The following is a 16,593-nucleotide window of genomic DNA, read 5'->3' on the forward strand; positions in this document are numbered from 1 at the left end:
ACCTCACTCCGACACCGAGGTGTAACGGCCCTCGATGCCGCGGTCGCCCCAGGGCTTCTCGCGCTCCGAGACATCGACCCGCACCCCGTGCGGCTTCAGCGCCGCCACGACCCGGCGCTCCATCGGCTCGGTCATGAAGTGGTGGTGCAGATCGAGCTGTTCGAGATGGGTCAGCGGCTGCCCGTCCAGCAGCGCCGCCGCGCCCTCGTCGCCCAAGGTGCCGTTCGACAGGTCGAGGACGCGCAGCTGCGCGACGACCGGGGCGCTCGCGACGGCCGTCGCGATCTCGTTCTGCAACTCGCTGTTGCGCAGCCCGAGGTGGGTGAGCCGGGGGAAGCGGCTGCCGGCGAGCAGCGGGGCCAGGTCGGCCACATCGGCGTCGCCCCCGTAGGCGGAGACGCCGAGCCAGAGATCGAGCCGCTCCAGCGCGGGCAGCGCGCTGTCCAGGACGCCCAGGATCACCGCACGGGGCAGACCGCCGGTCTCGATGGTCAGCGCCCGCAGCCGGTCGTGCTCCACGGGGGAGAAGACCAGGTCCGTGCCACCGCGCACGCCCAGTTCGAGCAGACCGGGGAAGGCGTTCAGCAGCGCCGTGACGTCCGACTGCTCGATCCAGGAGATCTCGTTCTCCTCCATGGTCATGTCGCCGACGAAGACGGCCTCCAGCGAGGTCAGCCGGTCCGCGGCGGCGATGATCAGGTCGATCGGGTAGGACGACGTCACCTCGTAGGACTCGCCCCACTGACCGACGATCAGCGCGCGCACCCCGGCCGGGTCGACCGTGTCCAGGAACGTGCGGAAGGCCTCCTCCCAGGTCTTCTCGGAGTCGTCGTCGTACGGATCGACCGAGATGCGCCAGGCCGCCGCGTCGGCGGCCTGCACGGGCGCCTCACCCGTCGCATGCTGGAAGTCGACGACGGGAAGGCCGAGAAACTCGTGCAGATGGTCCACACCGGACATGACCCTGGGCTCCTGGTACTGGGGGACGGCTGATGTCCACAAGGTCTATCAAGCCGCACTGACAACGGCGCGGCCGGGACCGCGGGAGCGACGACGCGGCCCCGGCGGTCCTGTCCGCGGGCCGACTGTCAGACCCTCCCCTTAGCGTTTTCCCGATGGCCGGCACAGCGGGTGCGGCCTTCGAGGGGAGACGTCTGTGTACCGGCAGGGCGATGTACTGATCGTGTCGTTGGAGGAGTCGGCGGTGCCCGCGCATCTCGTGGACGCGCCGGGTGAGCCGAGGGACGGCCGGGGCCGCATGGTCCTCGCGCTCGGCGAGGTCACCGGCCACGCCCACGCGGTCCAGGGACCGGGCCGGCTGATGCGCGAGGCGGGGGTGTTCGGGCCGATGCTGCTCCATCTCCCCGAGGGTGGCCGGGTGGTGCACGAGGAGCACGCGGCGATACCGCTGTCCCGGGGCTGGTACCGCGTGGTGCGCCAGCGGGAGTACACCCCCGGCGCGGTCCGCGTCGTCGCCGACTGACGGCCCGCGCACGGCGCGCCACCGACGACACCGCACAGCACACAGAACAGAACTCGAAGAACACAGGGGACGGGGAAGACCGATGCAGTACGTGGACGCATGGCGGGCCGTGGCGGCGGCGACGGGAGCGGCCGACCGGTCCGCGGCCGAGGACGGGCTGCGGCTCGCCTACCGCAGCGCGGGACTCGCCGAGCCGGAGCGGATCGTCTGGGTCGACTCGCCGAGGGCCGCGGTGGAGGCCGTCGAGAAGCTCGTCGACGCCGGGCGCTCGGTGCGCGACGAGATACGGACCCGGCCGTGGGCGCAGGAACGGCGCCGGATGTACGACGAACTGGGCCCGGCGGGCTGGTCCGCGCTGTGGTCCGCCACCGGCGCCCAGCTCTGGGAGACCACCGCGGCACTCGCCGAGCGGATCAGGTCCGGCGTGGTCGCGGACCTCGCCCGGAGCCCCGAGGAAGCGTCCGACGTCCGGCTGGTGCTGCTCGACGCGGTCCTCGGCCAGCACGACGCTGCCTGGCTCGCCGCCTTCGACGGGCGGGGGGACCGGCTCGACGGCCTGGCGGAGGTGGCCCGGCACGCGGGCTGGTGGTGGCCCTACGAGCGCGTCGTGGTGATCAGCGAGCGCCCGGAGGCGCTGCACCGGGACGAGGCGGGGCGGCTCGACCGGGGGGACGGCCCGGCGCTGGCCTACCGCGACGGCTTCGCCCTCCACGCCTGGCGCGGCATGCCCGTGCCCGAGGAGTTCCTGGAGGAGCTGAAGACCCTCACCCCCGCGCGGATACGCGAGGAGGCGAACGCGGAACTGCGCCGCGTGATGCTGGAGTTCTACGGCTACGACCGCTACCTCACCGAATCCGGCGCGGAGCCGGTCCACCGCGACGAGACGGGTGTCCTCTGGCGGATCGCGCTGGACGGCGACGAGGACGTCGTGATGGTCGAGGTGGTCAACTCCACCCCCGAGCCGGACGGCACGCACCGTGTCTACTGGCTGCGGGTGCCGCCGGGCACCAGGACCGCGAAGGACGGTGTGGCGTGGACCTTCGGACTCCAGGGCGACGCGTACGCACCCGTGCGCCAGACCTGACCGCCGTCCGCCGCCCGGGTCACGCCGCCGGACCACCGCCCGGACCGCCGACGGGGCGGGCGGGGTCAGGCCGTCAGCGCCTCGCGGTCGATGCCGAGTTCACGGGCGAGCGCCTCGTCGGTCCAGGCCAGCATCGTGGCCCGGGAGAGCGGACCGGCGTACGACGTCGTCTGCACGGCCAGGCCGTCCAGCAGGGCGGTCAGCCGCCAGGCCGCGGACATCGGGTCGTCGCAGTGGAACTCACCGGCCGCGGCACCCTCTTCGATGACCTCGGCCAGCTCGGCCTTCCACTGCTGGTCGAGATCGCCGGCCACATTGCGCAGCGCCGGATCGCGCAACGAGGCGGCCCAGCCCTCGATCCACAGCCGCCAGCCCTTGGCCTGCCCCGTCGGCGCGTACCAGCGGATGGCGGCGCGCAGCCGCCGTACCGCACTGGTGCGGCGGCCGAGGACCTTGCGCAGCTGGGCGAGATCGGCCTCGGCGGCATGGGCGAAGGCCGCCGCGACCAGTTTCTCCTTGGTCGAGAAGTGATACAGCACGAGCGCGTTGCTCACTCCGAGCACCGAGGCCACATCGGCGATCCGGACCGCCGCGACTCCCCGCACCTCGATCTGTTCGACGGCAGCGCGCAGGAGCTCTTCACGTCGTTCCGCCACGCTCAACCGCACTCTCGCCACGGCGTCACCCTAACGAATATGCCACGCACGGGAAGACGCGGGGCGGAGCCGGGTGCGGCCCCGGCACGGCACGGCCGGCGCTCCGGACCGGCGCCCCCGTGCCCGTCGCCCCGGCGCGGCGACCGCGGCGGGGCGACGGCCGCCCGTGCGGATCAGCGGCCGGCGGGGCGTTCCACCTCGCACCGGTCCTTGAAGCCCTGGCTGGTCAGACCGAGAGCGGAATTCGTCCGGGAGCGCATGTTCTCCACCGCGACCACCGTCGTGAGCTCGACGAACCCCGCCTCGCCGAGTGCGGCCCGCAGCCGCTTGGCCAGCTCGTCCCCGACCTCCGGCGGGGTGACGCTCATCGCCTCCGCGTACTCCATGACGTCACGCTCCAGCGGGGTGTACACCTCGCTCTCCCGCCACATCGGGACATCACGCAGCTTGCGCGGGTCGATACCGTGCCGGTGGTTCTCCCAGTAGCCGAAGTCCATGCACCAGCCGCAGCCGACGGTGGCCGCGGACGCCATCACGGCCAGCCCCTTGAGCTGCGCGTCCAGCTTCTTCCACCGGCCCACCGAGAGCTCGAAGCGGGCTCCCGCCCACAGCACCCCGGTGTGGTGGGCATTGGCCCGCAGCGGATCGATGACCTTGCCGAACGCACGCTTCGAGTACCACGACACGGCGCGGAAGAGGAGGGTACGGGGCGGGTCGAGCGGGATTCGGGCGGTCATGGCCGGTCTCCTTCGGTACGGGCTCGGGTGCCGTCCGGCGGCGTCGTGGGACGCCGTCCGGGGCTGCTTCCACGGGTGTGACGGATGAGCCTCCCGCGGATGTGACACGGGGAGCGGACGGGACGCGGAATCCTCGGGCGGGCACGGACGTTGGATCCGGCATGACGGGATTCGACACACGGCAGGAAGCGCTGCTCGGGCTGCTCTCCGAGGAGAACGGCGGAGTGCTCGTGACACTCCGGCGCGACGGCAGACCCCAGCTGTCCAACGTCAATCACTTCTACTACCCCCGGGAGCACATCATCCGGGTCTCGATCACCGACGACCGGGCGAAGGCGAAGAACCTGCGCCGCGACCCCCGGGCGAGCTACCACGTCACCAGCGCGGACCGCTGGGCGTGGACGGTCGTCGACGCCACCGCCGAGCTGTCCCCGGTCGCCGCCGACCCGCACGACGCGACGGTCGAGGAGCTCGTCGCGCTCTACCGCGACGTCCAGGGCGAACACCCCGACTGGGACGACTACCGCAGGGCGATGGTCCGGGACCGGCGTATCGTGCTGCGGCTGCCCGTCGCGCACGTGTACGGGCAGCCGCGTGGCTGACCCGGCCGGGCCCGGCTCCCGGCCCCGCGGACCCTCCGCACTCGCACCGCACCGCCCCCTGTCCATAATGAGACGACACCGACTCCCCCAGGAGACCTTGTGACCGGCGCCGACCCCTTGCCTCCGCTCCGCACCCGGCTGCGCTCGCTGCGCCCCGCCGCATTCGGCGCGGATCCGGACGGCGCGCGCATGGAGCGCATCCGCCGGTCGCCCAACTTCGCCGACGGCGTCTTCCAGAATCCGGTGGGGGCGCGCACCAGGCCGTCCGGATCCACCCTGGAGTTCGCGAAGGTCTACTTCCGCAAGGAGGAGCGGGCACGCAGGACGCCGGTCGGCACCGTGCCCGTCCACGCCACCACCTACGCCGACCTGGCCGAACCGCCGGCCACCGGGCTGCGGCTCACCTGGATGGGCCATTCCAGCGTGCTCGCCGAGATCGACGGCCGACGGGTGCTCTTCGACCCGGTCTGGGGCGAGCGCTGTTCGCCGTTCGCCTTCGCCGGGCCCAAGCGGCTGCACCCCGTGCCGCTGCCGCTGGCCGCGCTCGGACCGGTGGACGCGGTGGTGATCTCGCACGACCACTACGACCACCTCGATCTGCCGACGATCAAGGCGCTCGCCGGTACGGACACGGTGTTCGCCGTCCCGCTCGGTGTCGGCGCCCATCTGGAGCGGTGGGGCGTGTCCGCCGACCGGCTGCGCGAGCTGGACTGGAACGAGACCACGAGGATCGCCGGGATCGGTCTGACCGCCACCCCGGCGCGGCATTTCTGCGGCCGCGGCCTGCGCAACCAGCAGCACACCCTGTGGGCGTCGTGGGCCGTCGCAGGACCCGAGCACCGGATCTACCACAGCGGTGACACCGGCTATTTCCCCGGCTTCGCGGACATCGGCGCCGAGCACGGCCCGTTCGACGCCACGATGATCCAGATCGGTGCCTATTCCGAGTACTGGCCCGACATCCACATGACACCGGCCGAGGGGATGCGGGCCCACCTGGACCTCCAGGGCGGTGAGCCGCTCGGGGCGATGCTGCCGATCCACTGGGGCACCTTCAACCTCGCCCCGCACCCGTGGGCCGAGCCGGGCGAGGGGACCCTCGCCGCCGCACAGGACGCGGGCGCCCGGGTCGCGCTGCCGCGGCCCGGCGAGCCCTTCGAGCCCACGGCGCGGATCATTCCCTCCGAGCCCTGGTGGCGTGCGGTGGCGCCGCAGCCACTGGAGCACCGGCCCGCCGGGGCGGCCAGGATCACGGACCTGTCGGCCGGACCGGGCCCGGTCCCCGAGGACGCGGCCGCGGAGGCGGACCACGCCGAGGTGGCGCCGACCGCCTAGGGAGGCGTACGGATCACACGCGCAAGGGGCTCGGCCCGTCCGGCACGACCGGACGGGCCGAGCCCCTCTCCGTGTCCGGGGTCCGCAGCCGTAGGCCGTTCGGGTGTCCGCCGGGCGGGTGTCAATGCGACGTAATCGGTCGACCGTACGAGAGCTCATACCAGAGCGGGACGGATGGCGGGCAAGTTCGACAACTCGCCGTCGCGCCCTTGTGATTGACGACTACCGTGTGTGGCCGGTGATCAACAGTGGGCTCATCAGGTGCGAGCCCGCCCGACCGATGAACCGAGCCTGACCGACCACCGTAGGTGCCACCGCATGAACGCCGATTCCAGGTGCGCCACGTACCGAGGACACTGATGTCTCAACTTCGCGCACCCGAAGCGCGACCGGAACGCCGAGAGGGCGGACGGCACGGCCGACCGGGTGCCCGCTCCCACTCGGCCACGGGCAGACCGCGCGCCGCCCAGCCGTCCCGCGAGGCGCGTATACGACCCCAACTGCTGCGCACCGCGGTACTGCCGACCGTCGTGGCGGTACTGAGCGGAGCGGCGGCGGTCATCTTCACCGTCCGTTCCACCGGAGCCCGGCCCTCCACCGAGCTCTGGATCGCGCTGGGGACGGCCGCCGCGCTCTCGCTCGCCGCGGTGCTGGCCGCGTACCTCGCGGCCGGCCGCGTCGCCACCACCGTCTTCGGCCGCTGCCTGGCGCTGCGCCGCGACAGCGCCCAGGGCCAGGCCGAGCTGCAACGGGTCCTGGAACAGCTCCGCAACGGCGAACCCGTGCCCGCCCGCAGGCCCGCCGAACCCGTGGCGCCGGGCAGCGACGCCTTCGAACTGCTCGCCCAGGAACTCGGCCGTCAGCAGGACGTCGCGGTGGCCGCGGTCGTCCAGGCGTCCCAGCTCGCCGACCACTCCGGCGAGGACCAGAAGGTCGAGGTCTTCGTCAATCTCGCCCGCCGGCTCCAGTCGCTCGTGCACCGCGAGATCCAGCTGCTCGACGAGCTGGAGCACGAGGTCGAGGACCCCGATCTGCTCAAGGGCCTTTTCCACGTCGACCATCTCGCCACCCGCATCCGGAGGCACGCCGAGAACCTCGCCGTCCTCGGCGGCGCCGTGTCCCGGCGGCAGTGGAGCAACCCGGTCACCATGACGGAGGTGCTGCGTTCGGCGATCGCCGAGGTCGAGCAGTATCCACGGGTCAAGCTGGTGCCGCCGATCGACGGCACGCTGCGCGGTCACGCCGTGGCGGACGTGATCCATCTGCTGGCCGAACTGGTGGAGAACGCCACCGTGTTCTCCGCACCGCACACCCAGGTGCTGCTCCGTGCCCAGCAGGTCACCGCCGGACTGGCCCTGGAAGTGGAGGACCGGGGACTAGGCATGCCGCGCAACGAGCAGAAGCGGATGAACGCCCTGCTCGCCGACCCCGACCAGGTCAATGTGGCCCATCTGCTCCAGGACGGCCGGATCGGGCTGTTCGTCGTCGCGTCACTGGCCCGTCGGCACGGCATCGCGGTCCGGTTGCAGAGCAACATCTACGGCGGCACCCAGGCCGTACTCGTCCTCCCGCAGTCCCTGCTGGGTTTGGACGAGGACGCTCCGGCCGAGGGGGGCGCGGCTCCGGCCCCGCCGCCCGGCCCCGCACACCGCCCACCGGCCGAGGACGGCAGGATCGGCCACTCCGGCCACCTGGGCCACCTCGGTCACCCCGGCCCCGGTCCGACTCCGGGGCCGGGCACCGCACCGGGCCCGCAGGCGAACACCGGCCGTCAGCCGTATGTTCCCAGCCAGCCGCTGCGTCTGCACCAACAGCCCCAGCGGGCCCAGGGACAGGGTGAGGCCCCACCGCTCCCGCTCCGGGCCGGGCGAACGGACCGCGCCGAGCGACCAGACCCGGCCGGGCGAACGAACCCTGCCGAGCGACCGGACCCGGCCGTTCGAACGGACCCGACCGGGCAGACGGACCGCTCCGACCCGGCGGCCTCCCGTCCCGACGTCCGGCCCCCGGGCGACGTCCCCGACGGGCCGCACGCCGGGCCCGGAGCCGTGCGCGGCACCATGGGCCGGCCCCAACTGCCCCGGCGCGCCCACCAGGAGCACCTCGTCCCCCAGCTCAGGGAGGCCCCGGCCCCGCGCACCGAGGACGAAGGGGCCCTGCACGACCCGGGGCTCATGGCGGCCTTCCGGCGGGGCATCGAACTCGCCGAGGCCCGCAGCGAGTCCGAGGACGGCACCGCCCCCGAACCGGACACCGGCTCCGGGGCGGCGGGTGCCGAGCGGTCCTGGCAGTCCGCCGCCCCGCTCGAACCGCTGCCGGTACGCGGTCTCACCACGACCGTCACCCCGTACCCCGCGGACACGGTCCCCGGACCGCCCGACGACACCCTCGACACGAACACCCCCAAGGAGTAGATGCACCATGACGACCGATATGCCGTCCGGTCAGGTCTCGGACCTCGACTGGCTGCTGAGCGGACTGGTCCAGCGTGTTCCGTACACACGCAGCGCGGTCCTCCTCTCCGCCGACGGGCTGGTGAAGTCCCTTCACGGCATGGATGCCGACAGCGCCGACCACATGGCGGCGCTGGCCGCCGGTCTGTACTCGCTCGGCCGCAGCGCGGGCGCGCGGTTCGGTGACAGCGGCGAGGTCCGGCAGGTGGTGGTCGAGCTCGATTCGACCCTGCTGTTCGTCTCCACCGCGGGCTCCGGCACCTGTCTCGCCGTCCTCGCCGGACGCGAGGCGGACGCGGCGGTGCTCGGCTACGAGATGACCATGCTGGTCAAGAGCGTCCGTCCCTATCTGATGACGCCCGTGAGACAAGCGGCCGGGGCCCCCGGCGCCACGGGGCTGTGAGGGTGTCGGTCCCGCAGGACGGGCCGCTGCTCGACGACGCGGCAGGCCGGCTCATCCGCCCGTACACCGTGAGCAACGGCCGTACCCGTCCCACGACCGTGCTCGATCTGCTCTCGCTGGTCATGGCCACGGGGACCGAGCCGCAGACCCATCTCGGTCCGGAGCACTCCGTCGCACTGGGGCTGTGCGGCGGTCCCACCTCGGTGGCCGAGATCGCCGCCCATCTGCGGCTGCCCGCAGTCGTCACCAAGGTGCTCGTCTCCGACCTGGTCGACTGCGGGGCAGTCACCGCGCACCCGCCCGCCTTCCACGACATGCCCACCGACCGATCTCTGCTGGAGGCAGTGCTCGATGGCTTACGACGACAGCTCTGACGGCTTCGGCAGCTCCGCCGCGTACGAGAACAACGCGAGCTCCGAGGGTTTCGCAGCCCACGGGGCCCATGGCCGTCCGGAGGGCCACGCGAGCCCGGAGAGCTACGGACACCCGGGAAACCACGGGAACGGGCGGGGCTACGGTGACGCGCCCGGCTACAGTGACGCGCCGGGCTACGGCGACGCGCGGAGCTACGGGGAAGGCCATGGCGACGCGCAGGACCACCGGGACGCGCGGGCCCACGGACACACCCGGGTCCACGGGGAGAGCCGCGGCGACCCGCAGGCCCACGCGGAGGCGCAGGGCTACGCGGCCGGGTCCGGCCACGGCGGACCCGACGGCGCCCAGAACGTCACCGGAGGAGGCGCCCCCACAGGCACCGAGGGCTTTCCCGTCGCGCTCAAGGTCCTGGTGGCAGGCGGGTTCGGTGTCGGCAAGACGACCTTCGTCGGCGCGGTCAGCGAGATCGCGCCACTGAGCACGGAGGAGCTGCTGACCCAGGTCAGCGCCGCGACCGACAGCCTCGACGGAATCGAGTCCAAGAGCTCCACCACCGTCGCGATGGACTTCGGCCGCATCACCCTCGACGAGCAGCACGTCCTCTATCTCTTCGGAACGCCCGGCCAGGAACGTTTCTGGTTCATGTGGGACGAGCTCTCCCAGGGAGCGCTGGGAGCGGTCGTCATCGCGGACACCCGCCGGCTCGCCGAGTGCTTCGCCGCCGTCGACTTCTTCGAGCGGCGCGGCATCGGATTCATCGTCGCGGTGAACGAGTTCGACGGCGCCTACCGCTACGCACCCGAGGAGATCCGGGCCGCACTCGACCTGGGCCCCGACGTGCCGGTGGTGCTCTGCGACGCCCGGATCGCCAGTTCGGGCACCGGGGCACTGGTGACCCTGGTCCAGCACCTGATCAACGCCACCTCGGCCCCGGCCCCGCTGACCGGCTTCGGAGCCCGTCCATGACCCGGGACGCCGCGGGCCGCCAGCTGCTCACGCCCGTCGACCACGATGCCGTCGTGCGCACCCGGCGGCTGAGAACGCTCGGGCTCGGGGAACGCGCCGACGCCTCGTTCGACAACTTCGACGCCTTCGCCGACCGGGTGGCGGAGCTGACCGAAGTGCCCTTCTCGATGGTCAACTTCATCGACGGGAACCGGCAGTTCTTCGCCGGGCTGCACACCCCGGCCGGTACGCACAACGGATCCGACCTGGGCGCCGCCGCCGCGGGCAGCAGCCGCAGCGGCCGGTACGTCGCACTCGACCGCGGCTACTGCCCGCACGTCGTCGTCCGGCGCAAGGCGCTCGTCCTGGAGGACGTCTGCGACTACCCGAGGTTCGCGGGCAATCCCGTGGTCGACGAAATAGGCATCCGCTCCTATCTCGGCGCACCCCTCATCGACCGCACGGGCATCGCCCTGGGCGCCGTCTGCGCGGTCGACACCGTGCCCCGCCCCTGGGGCAGGGCGGGGCTCGACACGATCAAGTCCCTGGCCCTGGAGCTCGTCGGGCACATCGATCAGCGGGAGGGGAACGGCCTCGGGATCTGACCGGCCGCCCGGCGGACCGGGCCACGACCTGCCCCGGAGCGGGGCCGGACCTCCGGCCCAGGGCGTGCCCCGGCCGAGAGCCGGAACGCGCTCAGACCTCCACCGTCGTACCGTCCAGGAAGGTCAGCACCACCGACTCCGCGCCCACATGCACCCGCACCGCGTCGCGCAGCGCTTCCGGATGCAGGGCGTCCCGGGAGAGGGCGACCAGCGACACGTGCACGCTCCGCCCGCCCGGGTGCGGCCCGCTGCGCAGATACGGGATCGCCGAATGCGGCCCGTACGCGTTGGACTGGACATCACGTGCCACCGCGGCCGGTTCTGCGGCGCCGCCCCATCCGTACAGCGCGACCAGGGCGCTGCTCAGGCCGTCGGCCGTGCGGGCCAGCGCCCAGTCGGGACCCGACAGCGCGAAGGGGCTCCGCGTGTGCGAGACGGCGTGCCCGCCCTCCCGCACCACCACGCCCTCGGGCGCCTCGACCCGGTGCACCCGGATCTCCCACGGACCGTGCAGCACGCTGGTCGTCCCGATCCGGTACGGATGGTCGTCACCGGGCAGCCGGGCCGCGTACCAGGAGGCCGCGACGCGGTCCTCGCAGCGCAGCGGATGGATCCGGCGGCGCGGCGACACCGTGCCGTCCGGCGCCACGAGCGCCAGATGGCCGTCGATGGAGCGTGCCGTCGCGTGCGGGGCGGCCTCGGGCGCCGTCGCCGTGGAGTAGGCGAACCTGGCGTAGTGCGGATCCTCGGTGCCCTCGGCCGGGTCGGCCGACGCGTCGAACGGCGGATTGTGGTCGCTGCCGTGGTTGATCAGCCGGACGATGCCGTCGTCACGGGTGCCGTGCAGCAGCCAGCCGGGCGCGGGCAGTGCCGTGTAGCGGTCGGACTCCTCGATGGGCAGCGGGAGTTCGCGCGCCGTCCACACCGCGTGGTCGGCCGGCAGCAGCAGCCCGAGGAAGCCCTTGCTCGCCCAGTACGGCGAGGCGGGCCCGGAGTACGGCTGGGTGCTCGGCAGGAACGTGTCGTACCAGCCGAGCGTCAGCAGCCCCCGCTCGTCCGGTACCCCGCGCTCCGCGAAGTGCCGCATCGTGCCCGAGGCGAGCCGTCGGGTGAGCCCCGGTGCCAGCGGGGTGCAGTCCGCCAGCGCCCCCATCCACACCGGAGCCAGGGCGGCGAACCGGTACGTCAGGGAACGGCCCTGGTGGACCGGTGCGCCGTCGGAGCCGAAGAAGTGCGGATAGTCCTCCAGGAAGCGGCTGAGCCGCTGCCGGTAGACCTCGGTCCTGCCGCCGTCGTCGCCGGCCGCGATCCGTGACCACAGCAGCGGGTACAGATGCATGGCCCAGCCGATGTAGTAGTCGAAGTTCCGGCCGTCCCCGTCGGTGTACCAGCCGTCGCCGACGTACCAGTCCTCGATCCTGTCCAGGTTCGACTCGATGTCCGAGCGGCTGTACGGAGCCCCGACCGAGGCGAGGAACTGCTCGGAGACCACCTGGAACAGCCGCCAGTTGTTGTCCCAGGTGCGCCCGCCGACGAACCCGGAGAACCAGTCGACGACCCGTTCCTGCACCCGGGCGTCGAGCCGGTCCCAGATCCACGGCCGGGTCTCGTGCAGCGCCACCGCGACCGACGCCGCCTCCACCATCTGCTGCGAACAGTCGGTCAGCCTCGGCCACGCCTCCCCGCTGCCGGGGTCCGTGCCCGCAGCCAGCCCCGCCGCGTACCGCCCGGTCAGCGCGGGGTCCACCGCCCCGCCCGCGCCCGCGATCCGGAAGGCGGCGAGCAGGAACGACCGGGCGAACCCTTCGAGACCGTCCGAGACGACCCCCGACCAGCTGCCCCGGCCGGGCAGCCGGTACTGGGCGAAGCCGGGGGTCGCGTACGGCACCAGCGCGTCCAGCATCCGGTCGGCCGTCGCCTCCCAGTGGGCCCGGGTCCAGCCGGTGCGTGAGGACAGGAGCCGGTCGGGCGGCGGCAGTTGCAGGTGCGGTGCGACGGACATGGTGGTGCTCCTCGGGTGGTGCGGGGTGGGTCAGCGGTTGAGTACGGCTCGGTGGGTGTGGCCGCGCGAGCCGCCGACGGCGACGGTGAGCACGGGCCTGCGGCCCGGGACGAGCCGCACCGAGTCGTCGGCCGTCACCACCGACCGTACGGGGAACGGCAGCTCGACCGAGAGGGTGGTGAGCGTCCGTCCCGGATCGGCGACCGCGACGCGGACGTGCCCGCCGCGGCGCTGCACGAGGACCGACGCCGGGCCCGACGAGGTGATCCCGGCGGCCGTTCCGGCGCGCCAGAAGTTCACCGCCGTCAGCCCTTCCCGGCGTGCCTCCACGGCCTGGGCGGTGGAGTCGTTGGCGACGATCCGGACCGGCCGGGACCGCGACCAGACCGCCGTCGCCGCGGCCGATGCGCCGGGCAGCAGCACATAGGCGTACCGGGCGTCGGCGGGGGAGGGGCCGTGGTCCGTCCAGAGCGTCAGATAGCGGCGGGTGACGGGGTCGGTGCCGCCGCCCGTGTCCGCCCCGGTGTCGATGGCCCGCCAGGTGCCGGTGCGCTGCTCGCGCAGGGCCCGCAGGGCGGTCCCGCCCGGGAAGACATAGCCGCCCACCCGGTCGACATGGGCCCACCGGACCCGGTCGAACGCGCCGCTCCAGCCCTGCTCGGCCGGCCGGCGGATGCCGTCGACGGTCAGCCGGTGGCGTCCGTCCGTGCCCAGGTTGCGGTTCTCGACGATCGTCTCGACCGGCCGGCCGTCGCTCGCCGTGATGCCCGCGCCGAGCGCGATCACCGCGTTGTCCAGCAGGAACCACGACTTCCTGGCCCGCAGGGTGGTGCCCTCGGCGCCGATCAGCTCCATCGCGGCGGCGCCGTAGCGGCCGTCCAGCACGGCGCCGCCCGCCACGGCGTTGGCCGGGCGGTAGGTGGACGTGCCCGCGCCGGTGCCGAGATCGGTCCGCGGGCGGGTGTCGACCGTGGTGCCGGGGAGGCGGTACGGATCGACGGTCGGCCAGAAGCCGTCGTTGAACTGCGCGAGGTCGTCGCCCTCGTACAGATACGTCATGCCGTCGCCGGTGTACCAGCCGTGCAGGTTCTCGCCGTTGCCCGCCTCGTACGCCGAGATCCGCTTCGACGACAGGGACAGCGCGCAGGCCCAGCCGGGGCGGCGGTGCACCACGCGGTCCATGTCGGCGAAGACATGGCTGCCGGTGTCGCGCGGCCCGGCAGGCACCCCCGGGTCGTTCAGGACCGCCTTGGCCAGGGCGAGTTGCGGCAACGTCGCGAGCGTCTCGAAGGGGGTGGTGCGGTTGCGGGTCAGCCAGCCCTTGACCAGGGCGCGCCAGCGCTCCGCGTACGCGGCGGGCGCGCCGGAGGCCAGCAGCAGGATCGCCGCCAGGGCCGTGGCACCGTCGCGGTGGTCACCGGCGCGCTCCCGGGAGACCGCCCGGCCGCGCACCGAGTCCATCATCAGCCCGTCGAAGACCACCGGGGCGAAGGTCCGTTCCACGGCGTCGTACATCACCGAGACGTCCGGGTCGGTCACCGCCCACTCGGAGCCCGCGAGCAGGGCGAGCAGATACGCCGTCCCGCCGAGCAGCACGATGCCGTACGACCCGGTGTAGGCCACCACGTCGTGCTGGACGAACGAGCCGTCCTCGTAGAAGCCGTCCCCCGAACTCGTGTACCGGAACAGGCTGTTGCGTCCCGAGTCGCGTACGTCGGACAGCGCGTCGCGGGCCGAGACGAGCTTGGCCGCGTCCCGTCCCAGCAGCCCCCGCAGCGCCACGATGACGGCCTTGTCGGTGCGGTTCGCACCGGTCTCGGAGAGCGTGGGGGAGTTGGTGCGGCGGTCCGCGTCGGGGCAGAACCGGTCCACGACCGCCAGATAGTCCGCCAGGTCGGCGGCGGGGAGCCGGTCGCGCAGGACGACGGAGCAGTCCATCAGCGCACGCGGGGCGCCGATCTCCCAGAACCACCAGTTGCCGGTCTCGCGCTTGGCCGGGTTGTACGCGGTGTCGTGGGTGAAGCGCAGTGCGGCGACGAGGGCGTCCGCCACCTGCGGGGAACCCGCGAGGGAGGTGCCCTCGGTGGCCCAGGCGGTCGCGAGCGTGCGCAGTCGGGTGTAGCTCTGGCCGAAGTTGCCCGCGTCGGTGAGCGGGGCGAGGTCCGGCCAGAGCGCGGTGCGGGCGGCGTCGCGGTCGAGGGTGTCCCACAGCTCCTTCGCCGTGGTGTCCAGGGCCTCGACCGCGCCGGTGAAATCGGGGTCGGCCGGGTCGAACCCGCCGCCGGTGAGCAGCGATTCGGCCCGCTGGAGCAGGGTGTCGAAGTCGGCGGTGGCCGGGGCCCCGGCCGTGGTGACCGTCGCGGGGGAGGCGTGCGCGGTGCCGGTCGACGTCATGAGCGCGGTCGCGGCGGTGGCGCTGCCCGCCGCGAGCAGGGTGCGTCTGCTGAGATTCACGGTGAACTCCCTGGGCGCCGGGCTCAGTCGGCCAGCGTGGCCGGGTCGACGGGCGGCTTCGGCAGGTTCAGCGCGGCCAGCTCGGCCCGGCCCGTGGCGTCGATCGGGAACGCCCAGGTGTTCACGTAGAAGTCCGTGAGGTCGTAGCCCGCGACCCGGCTGGAGTACGTGGCCAGCGCCCGGTAGCGCTTGGCGTCCTCCGTGTAGTCGGACTGCGGATTCTCCTCGCGGACCAGCTTGTGCATCCGGGGCCAGAAGTCGTCGCCGAACGCCAGCTCCAGCTGGCGCAGCGGCACGAGCTTCTCGTAGGCGCCGAAGGACTTCTCGTACGCCAGTCCGGCCGTGCCGAACTTCTGCCGTGCCGACTGGAAGTAGGTGAGCCCCGTCGCCGGGTCGACCGTGAGGAGGTTGGAGGGCTGCTTCAGGGTGCGCTGCGCCGCCAGCGAGTAGATGTTCACGGTGACCTCGGTCAGACCGCCGGGCTTGTAGGCGAACTGCTGGTGGAGATGGCCGAGTTCGTGGTAGAGCCCCCAGCCCCGGGTCCGCAGCCCCTCCACGGTCGTGGCCCGGTCGAGATAGGCGCGCGGGAAGCCGTTGTAGCCGTGGGTGGCGTAGGCGCCGACCCCGCTGGGCACCTTGCTGACCTCGGTGAAGTGGTACGGACCGGCCTTGCGCCGGTGCACCGGCCTCGAACCGTCCAGGCCGCTGATCCGGGCGTGGGAGTCGATGATGGTCTCGACCAGCCCGAGCAGCGCGGCGTGGTCCTCGTTCCGGTACAGCAGCGCGCCTTCGCGGGTGAGCGTCATGATCGTGTGCGGGGCGTGCAGTTCGACGTACGGGGACGCGGTGAGCGTGTCCAGCTGCCGCTGGTAGCCGGCCTCCGAGGTGCGGCCCAGGGTGAAGACCGGCATGGGCACGGCACCGGAGCGGATCAGCACACCGGCCCGCTCGCCGCGGCCCGTCAGGGTGAGGTAGACCGGGCCGCCGTGCGGGTCCGTGATGGTGTTCGTTCCCCTGGTCAGCGGGTAGGCGCGGGGTTCGGTGACCTCGCCGTAGTAGTCCCAGGCGCCGATCCAGAGGGTGGGCAGCAGACCGTCGTGGGGCCGGACGGTGAGGGTGAGCGGGGCGCCCGCGGGGACGTACAGACCGGTGGGCTGGAACTCCGAGCCGCGCAGGGCCTGTCCGAGCCGCAGCCGCTCGGCCTCGGCGGCGGGCCGGGCGGTCACGGTCAGCTCGACCGGGCGGCCGCCCCGGTGGTCCGGTCCCGCGCCGAAGGCACCGGCGGCGCGGGCCGTTCCGGTCGTGGCGCCGAGGGCGACGGCCGCTCCGGCACCGGCGGCCGCGGCGAGGAGGGAACGGCGGCCGACCGTGGAGCGGGCGGGGGCGGAGGCGGTGGAGGAGCCGGCGGAGTCTGTGGGCATGCGCATGCGGAACTCTCCCTGCGGAAACGAGTGAGGGG

15 protein-coding genes are annotated in these 16,593 nt (G+C 73.0%); 9 read left to right on the top strand and 6 right to left on the bottom strand.

What is annotated here, in order from left to right; all coding sequences use genetic code 11:
- Nucleotides 1-3: 3 nt before the first annotated feature.
- Entirely contained in the window at nt 4-960 is a 957-nt protein-coding gene (locus ACFVFH_RS32040; RefSeq protein WP_383775254.1) for an STM4015 family protein, read from the bottom strand.
- A 196-nt stretch (nt 961-1,156) separates the two neighbouring features.
- Here ACFVFH_RS32040 and ACFVFH_RS32045 point away from each other — a divergent pair, with 196 nt between their 5' ends.
- Nucleotides 1,157-1,483 (top strand): hypothetical protein, encoded by a 327-nt coding sequence (locus tag ACFVFH_RS32045; RefSeq protein WP_383775256.1) that lies wholly within the window; start codon nt 1,157-1,159, stop codon nt 1,481-1,483.
- Between the two features lie 82 nt (nt 1,484-1,565).
- Complete coding sequence (locus tag ACFVFH_RS32050) at nt 1,566-2,567, top strand: DUF6745 domain-containing protein (RefSeq protein WP_383775259.1); 1,002 nt, start codon at nt 1,566-1,568, stop codon at nt 2,565-2,567.
- A gap of 65 nt (nt 2,568-2,632) precedes the next feature.
- On the opposite strand, the gene ACFVFH_RS32055 is transcribed toward ACFVFH_RS32050, so the two are convergent.
- Nucleotides 2,633-3,223, bottom strand: a complete 591-nt coding sequence (locus ACFVFH_RS32055) for a TetR/AcrR family transcriptional regulator (RefSeq protein WP_383775262.1) — start codon at nt 3,221-3,223, stop codon at nt 2,633-2,635.
- 173 nt (nt 3,224-3,396) lie between these two features.
- The gene (locus ACFVFH_RS32060) at nt 3,397-3,960 is read right to left on the bottom strand and encodes a carboxymuconolactone decarboxylase family protein (RefSeq protein WP_383775264.1); all 564 of its coding nucleotides are present in this window, start codon (nt 3,958-3,960) and stop codon (nt 3,397-3,399) included.
- 161 nt (nt 3,961-4,121) lie between these two features.
- Here ACFVFH_RS32060 and ACFVFH_RS32065 point away from each other — a divergent pair, with 161 nt between their 5' ends.
- The 7 genes from ACFVFH_RS32065 (at nt 4,122) to ACFVFH_RS32095 (ending at nt 10,678) form a co-directional block, all read left to right on the top strand.
- Nucleotides 4,122-4,562, top strand: coding sequence for a PPOX class F420-dependent oxidoreductase (locus ACFVFH_RS32065; protein ID WP_383775267.1), 441 nt, complete (start codon nt 4,122-4,124; stop codon nt 4,560-4,562).
- 99 nt (nt 4,563-4,661) lie between these two features.
- Nucleotides 4,662-5,897 carry an MBL fold metallo-hydrolase gene (locus ACFVFH_RS32070; RefSeq protein WP_383775269.1) on the top strand — a complete coding sequence of 412 codons (1,236 nt, stop codon included), beginning with the start codon at nt 4,662-4,664 and terminating at the stop codon, nt 5,895-5,897.
- A 359-nt stretch (nt 5,898-6,256) separates the two neighbouring features.
- A complete protein-coding gene (locus ACFVFH_RS32075; RefSeq protein ID WP_383775271.1) occupies nt 6,257-8,311 on the top strand; it encodes an ATP-binding protein in 2,055 nt (684 codons plus the stop codon).
- Nucleotides 8,312-8,318: 7 nt separating this feature from the next.
- The gene (locus ACFVFH_RS32080) at nt 8,319-8,753 is read left to right on the top strand and encodes a roadblock/LC7 domain-containing protein (RefSeq protein WP_329192309.1); all 435 of its coding nucleotides are present in this window, start codon (nt 8,319-8,321) and stop codon (nt 8,751-8,753) included.
- A gap of 2 nt (nt 8,754-8,755) precedes the next feature.
- The gene (locus tag ACFVFH_RS32085; protein ID WP_329192307.1) at nt 8,756-9,127 is read left to right on the top strand and encodes a DUF742 domain-containing protein; all 372 of its coding nucleotides are present in this window, start codon (nt 8,756-8,758) and stop codon (nt 9,125-9,127) included.
- 409 nt (nt 9,128-9,536) lie between these two features.
- Complete coding sequence (locus ACFVFH_RS32090) at nt 9,537-10,094, top strand: ATP/GTP-binding protein (RefSeq protein ID WP_383775464.1); 558 nt, start codon at nt 9,537-9,539, stop codon at nt 10,092-10,094.
- Nucleotides 10,091-10,678 (top strand): GAF domain-containing protein, encoded by a 588-nt coding sequence (locus ACFVFH_RS32095; protein WP_383775275.1) that lies wholly within the window; start codon nt 10,091-10,093, stop codon nt 10,676-10,678. Before ACFVFH_RS32090 ends, ACFVFH_RS32095 begins: the two co-directional genes overlap by 4 nt.
- Nucleotides 10,679-10,769: 91 nt before the next feature.
- Here the strand turns inward: ACFVFH_RS32095 and ACFVFH_RS32100 are convergent, their stop codons facing one another.
- The 3 genes from ACFVFH_RS32100 to ACFVFH_RS32110 all read right to left on the bottom strand — a co-directional run bounded on the left by ACFVFH_RS32100 (nt 10,770) and on the right by ACFVFH_RS32110 (nt 16,561).
- Nucleotides 10,770-12,680, bottom strand: coding sequence for a DUF2264 domain-containing protein (locus ACFVFH_RS32100; RefSeq protein WP_383775277.1), 1,911 nt, complete (start codon nt 12,678-12,680; stop codon nt 10,770-10,772).
- A 30-nt stretch (nt 12,681-12,710) separates the two neighbouring features.
- The gene (locus ACFVFH_RS32105) at nt 12,711-15,074 is read right to left on the bottom strand and encodes a polysaccharide lyase 8 family protein (protein ID WP_383775467.1); all 2,364 of its coding nucleotides are present in this window, start codon (nt 15,072-15,074) and stop codon (nt 12,711-12,713) included.
- An 83-nt stretch (nt 15,075-15,157) separates the two neighbouring features.
- Nucleotides 15,158-16,561: a M60 family metallopeptidase gene (locus ACFVFH_RS32110; RefSeq protein WP_383775279.1), complete on the bottom strand. Its 1,404-nt coding sequence runs from the start codon at nt 16,559-16,561 to the stop codon at nt 15,158-15,160.
- Nucleotides 16,562-16,593: the final 32 nt, after the last annotated feature.

Origin of the sequence: Streptomyces sp. NPDC057697 (assembly GCF_042799335.1) — a bacterium.
In the GTDB taxonomy this organism is placed as follows: Bacteria; Actinomycetota; Actinomycetes; order Streptomycetales; family Streptomycetaceae; genus Streptomyces.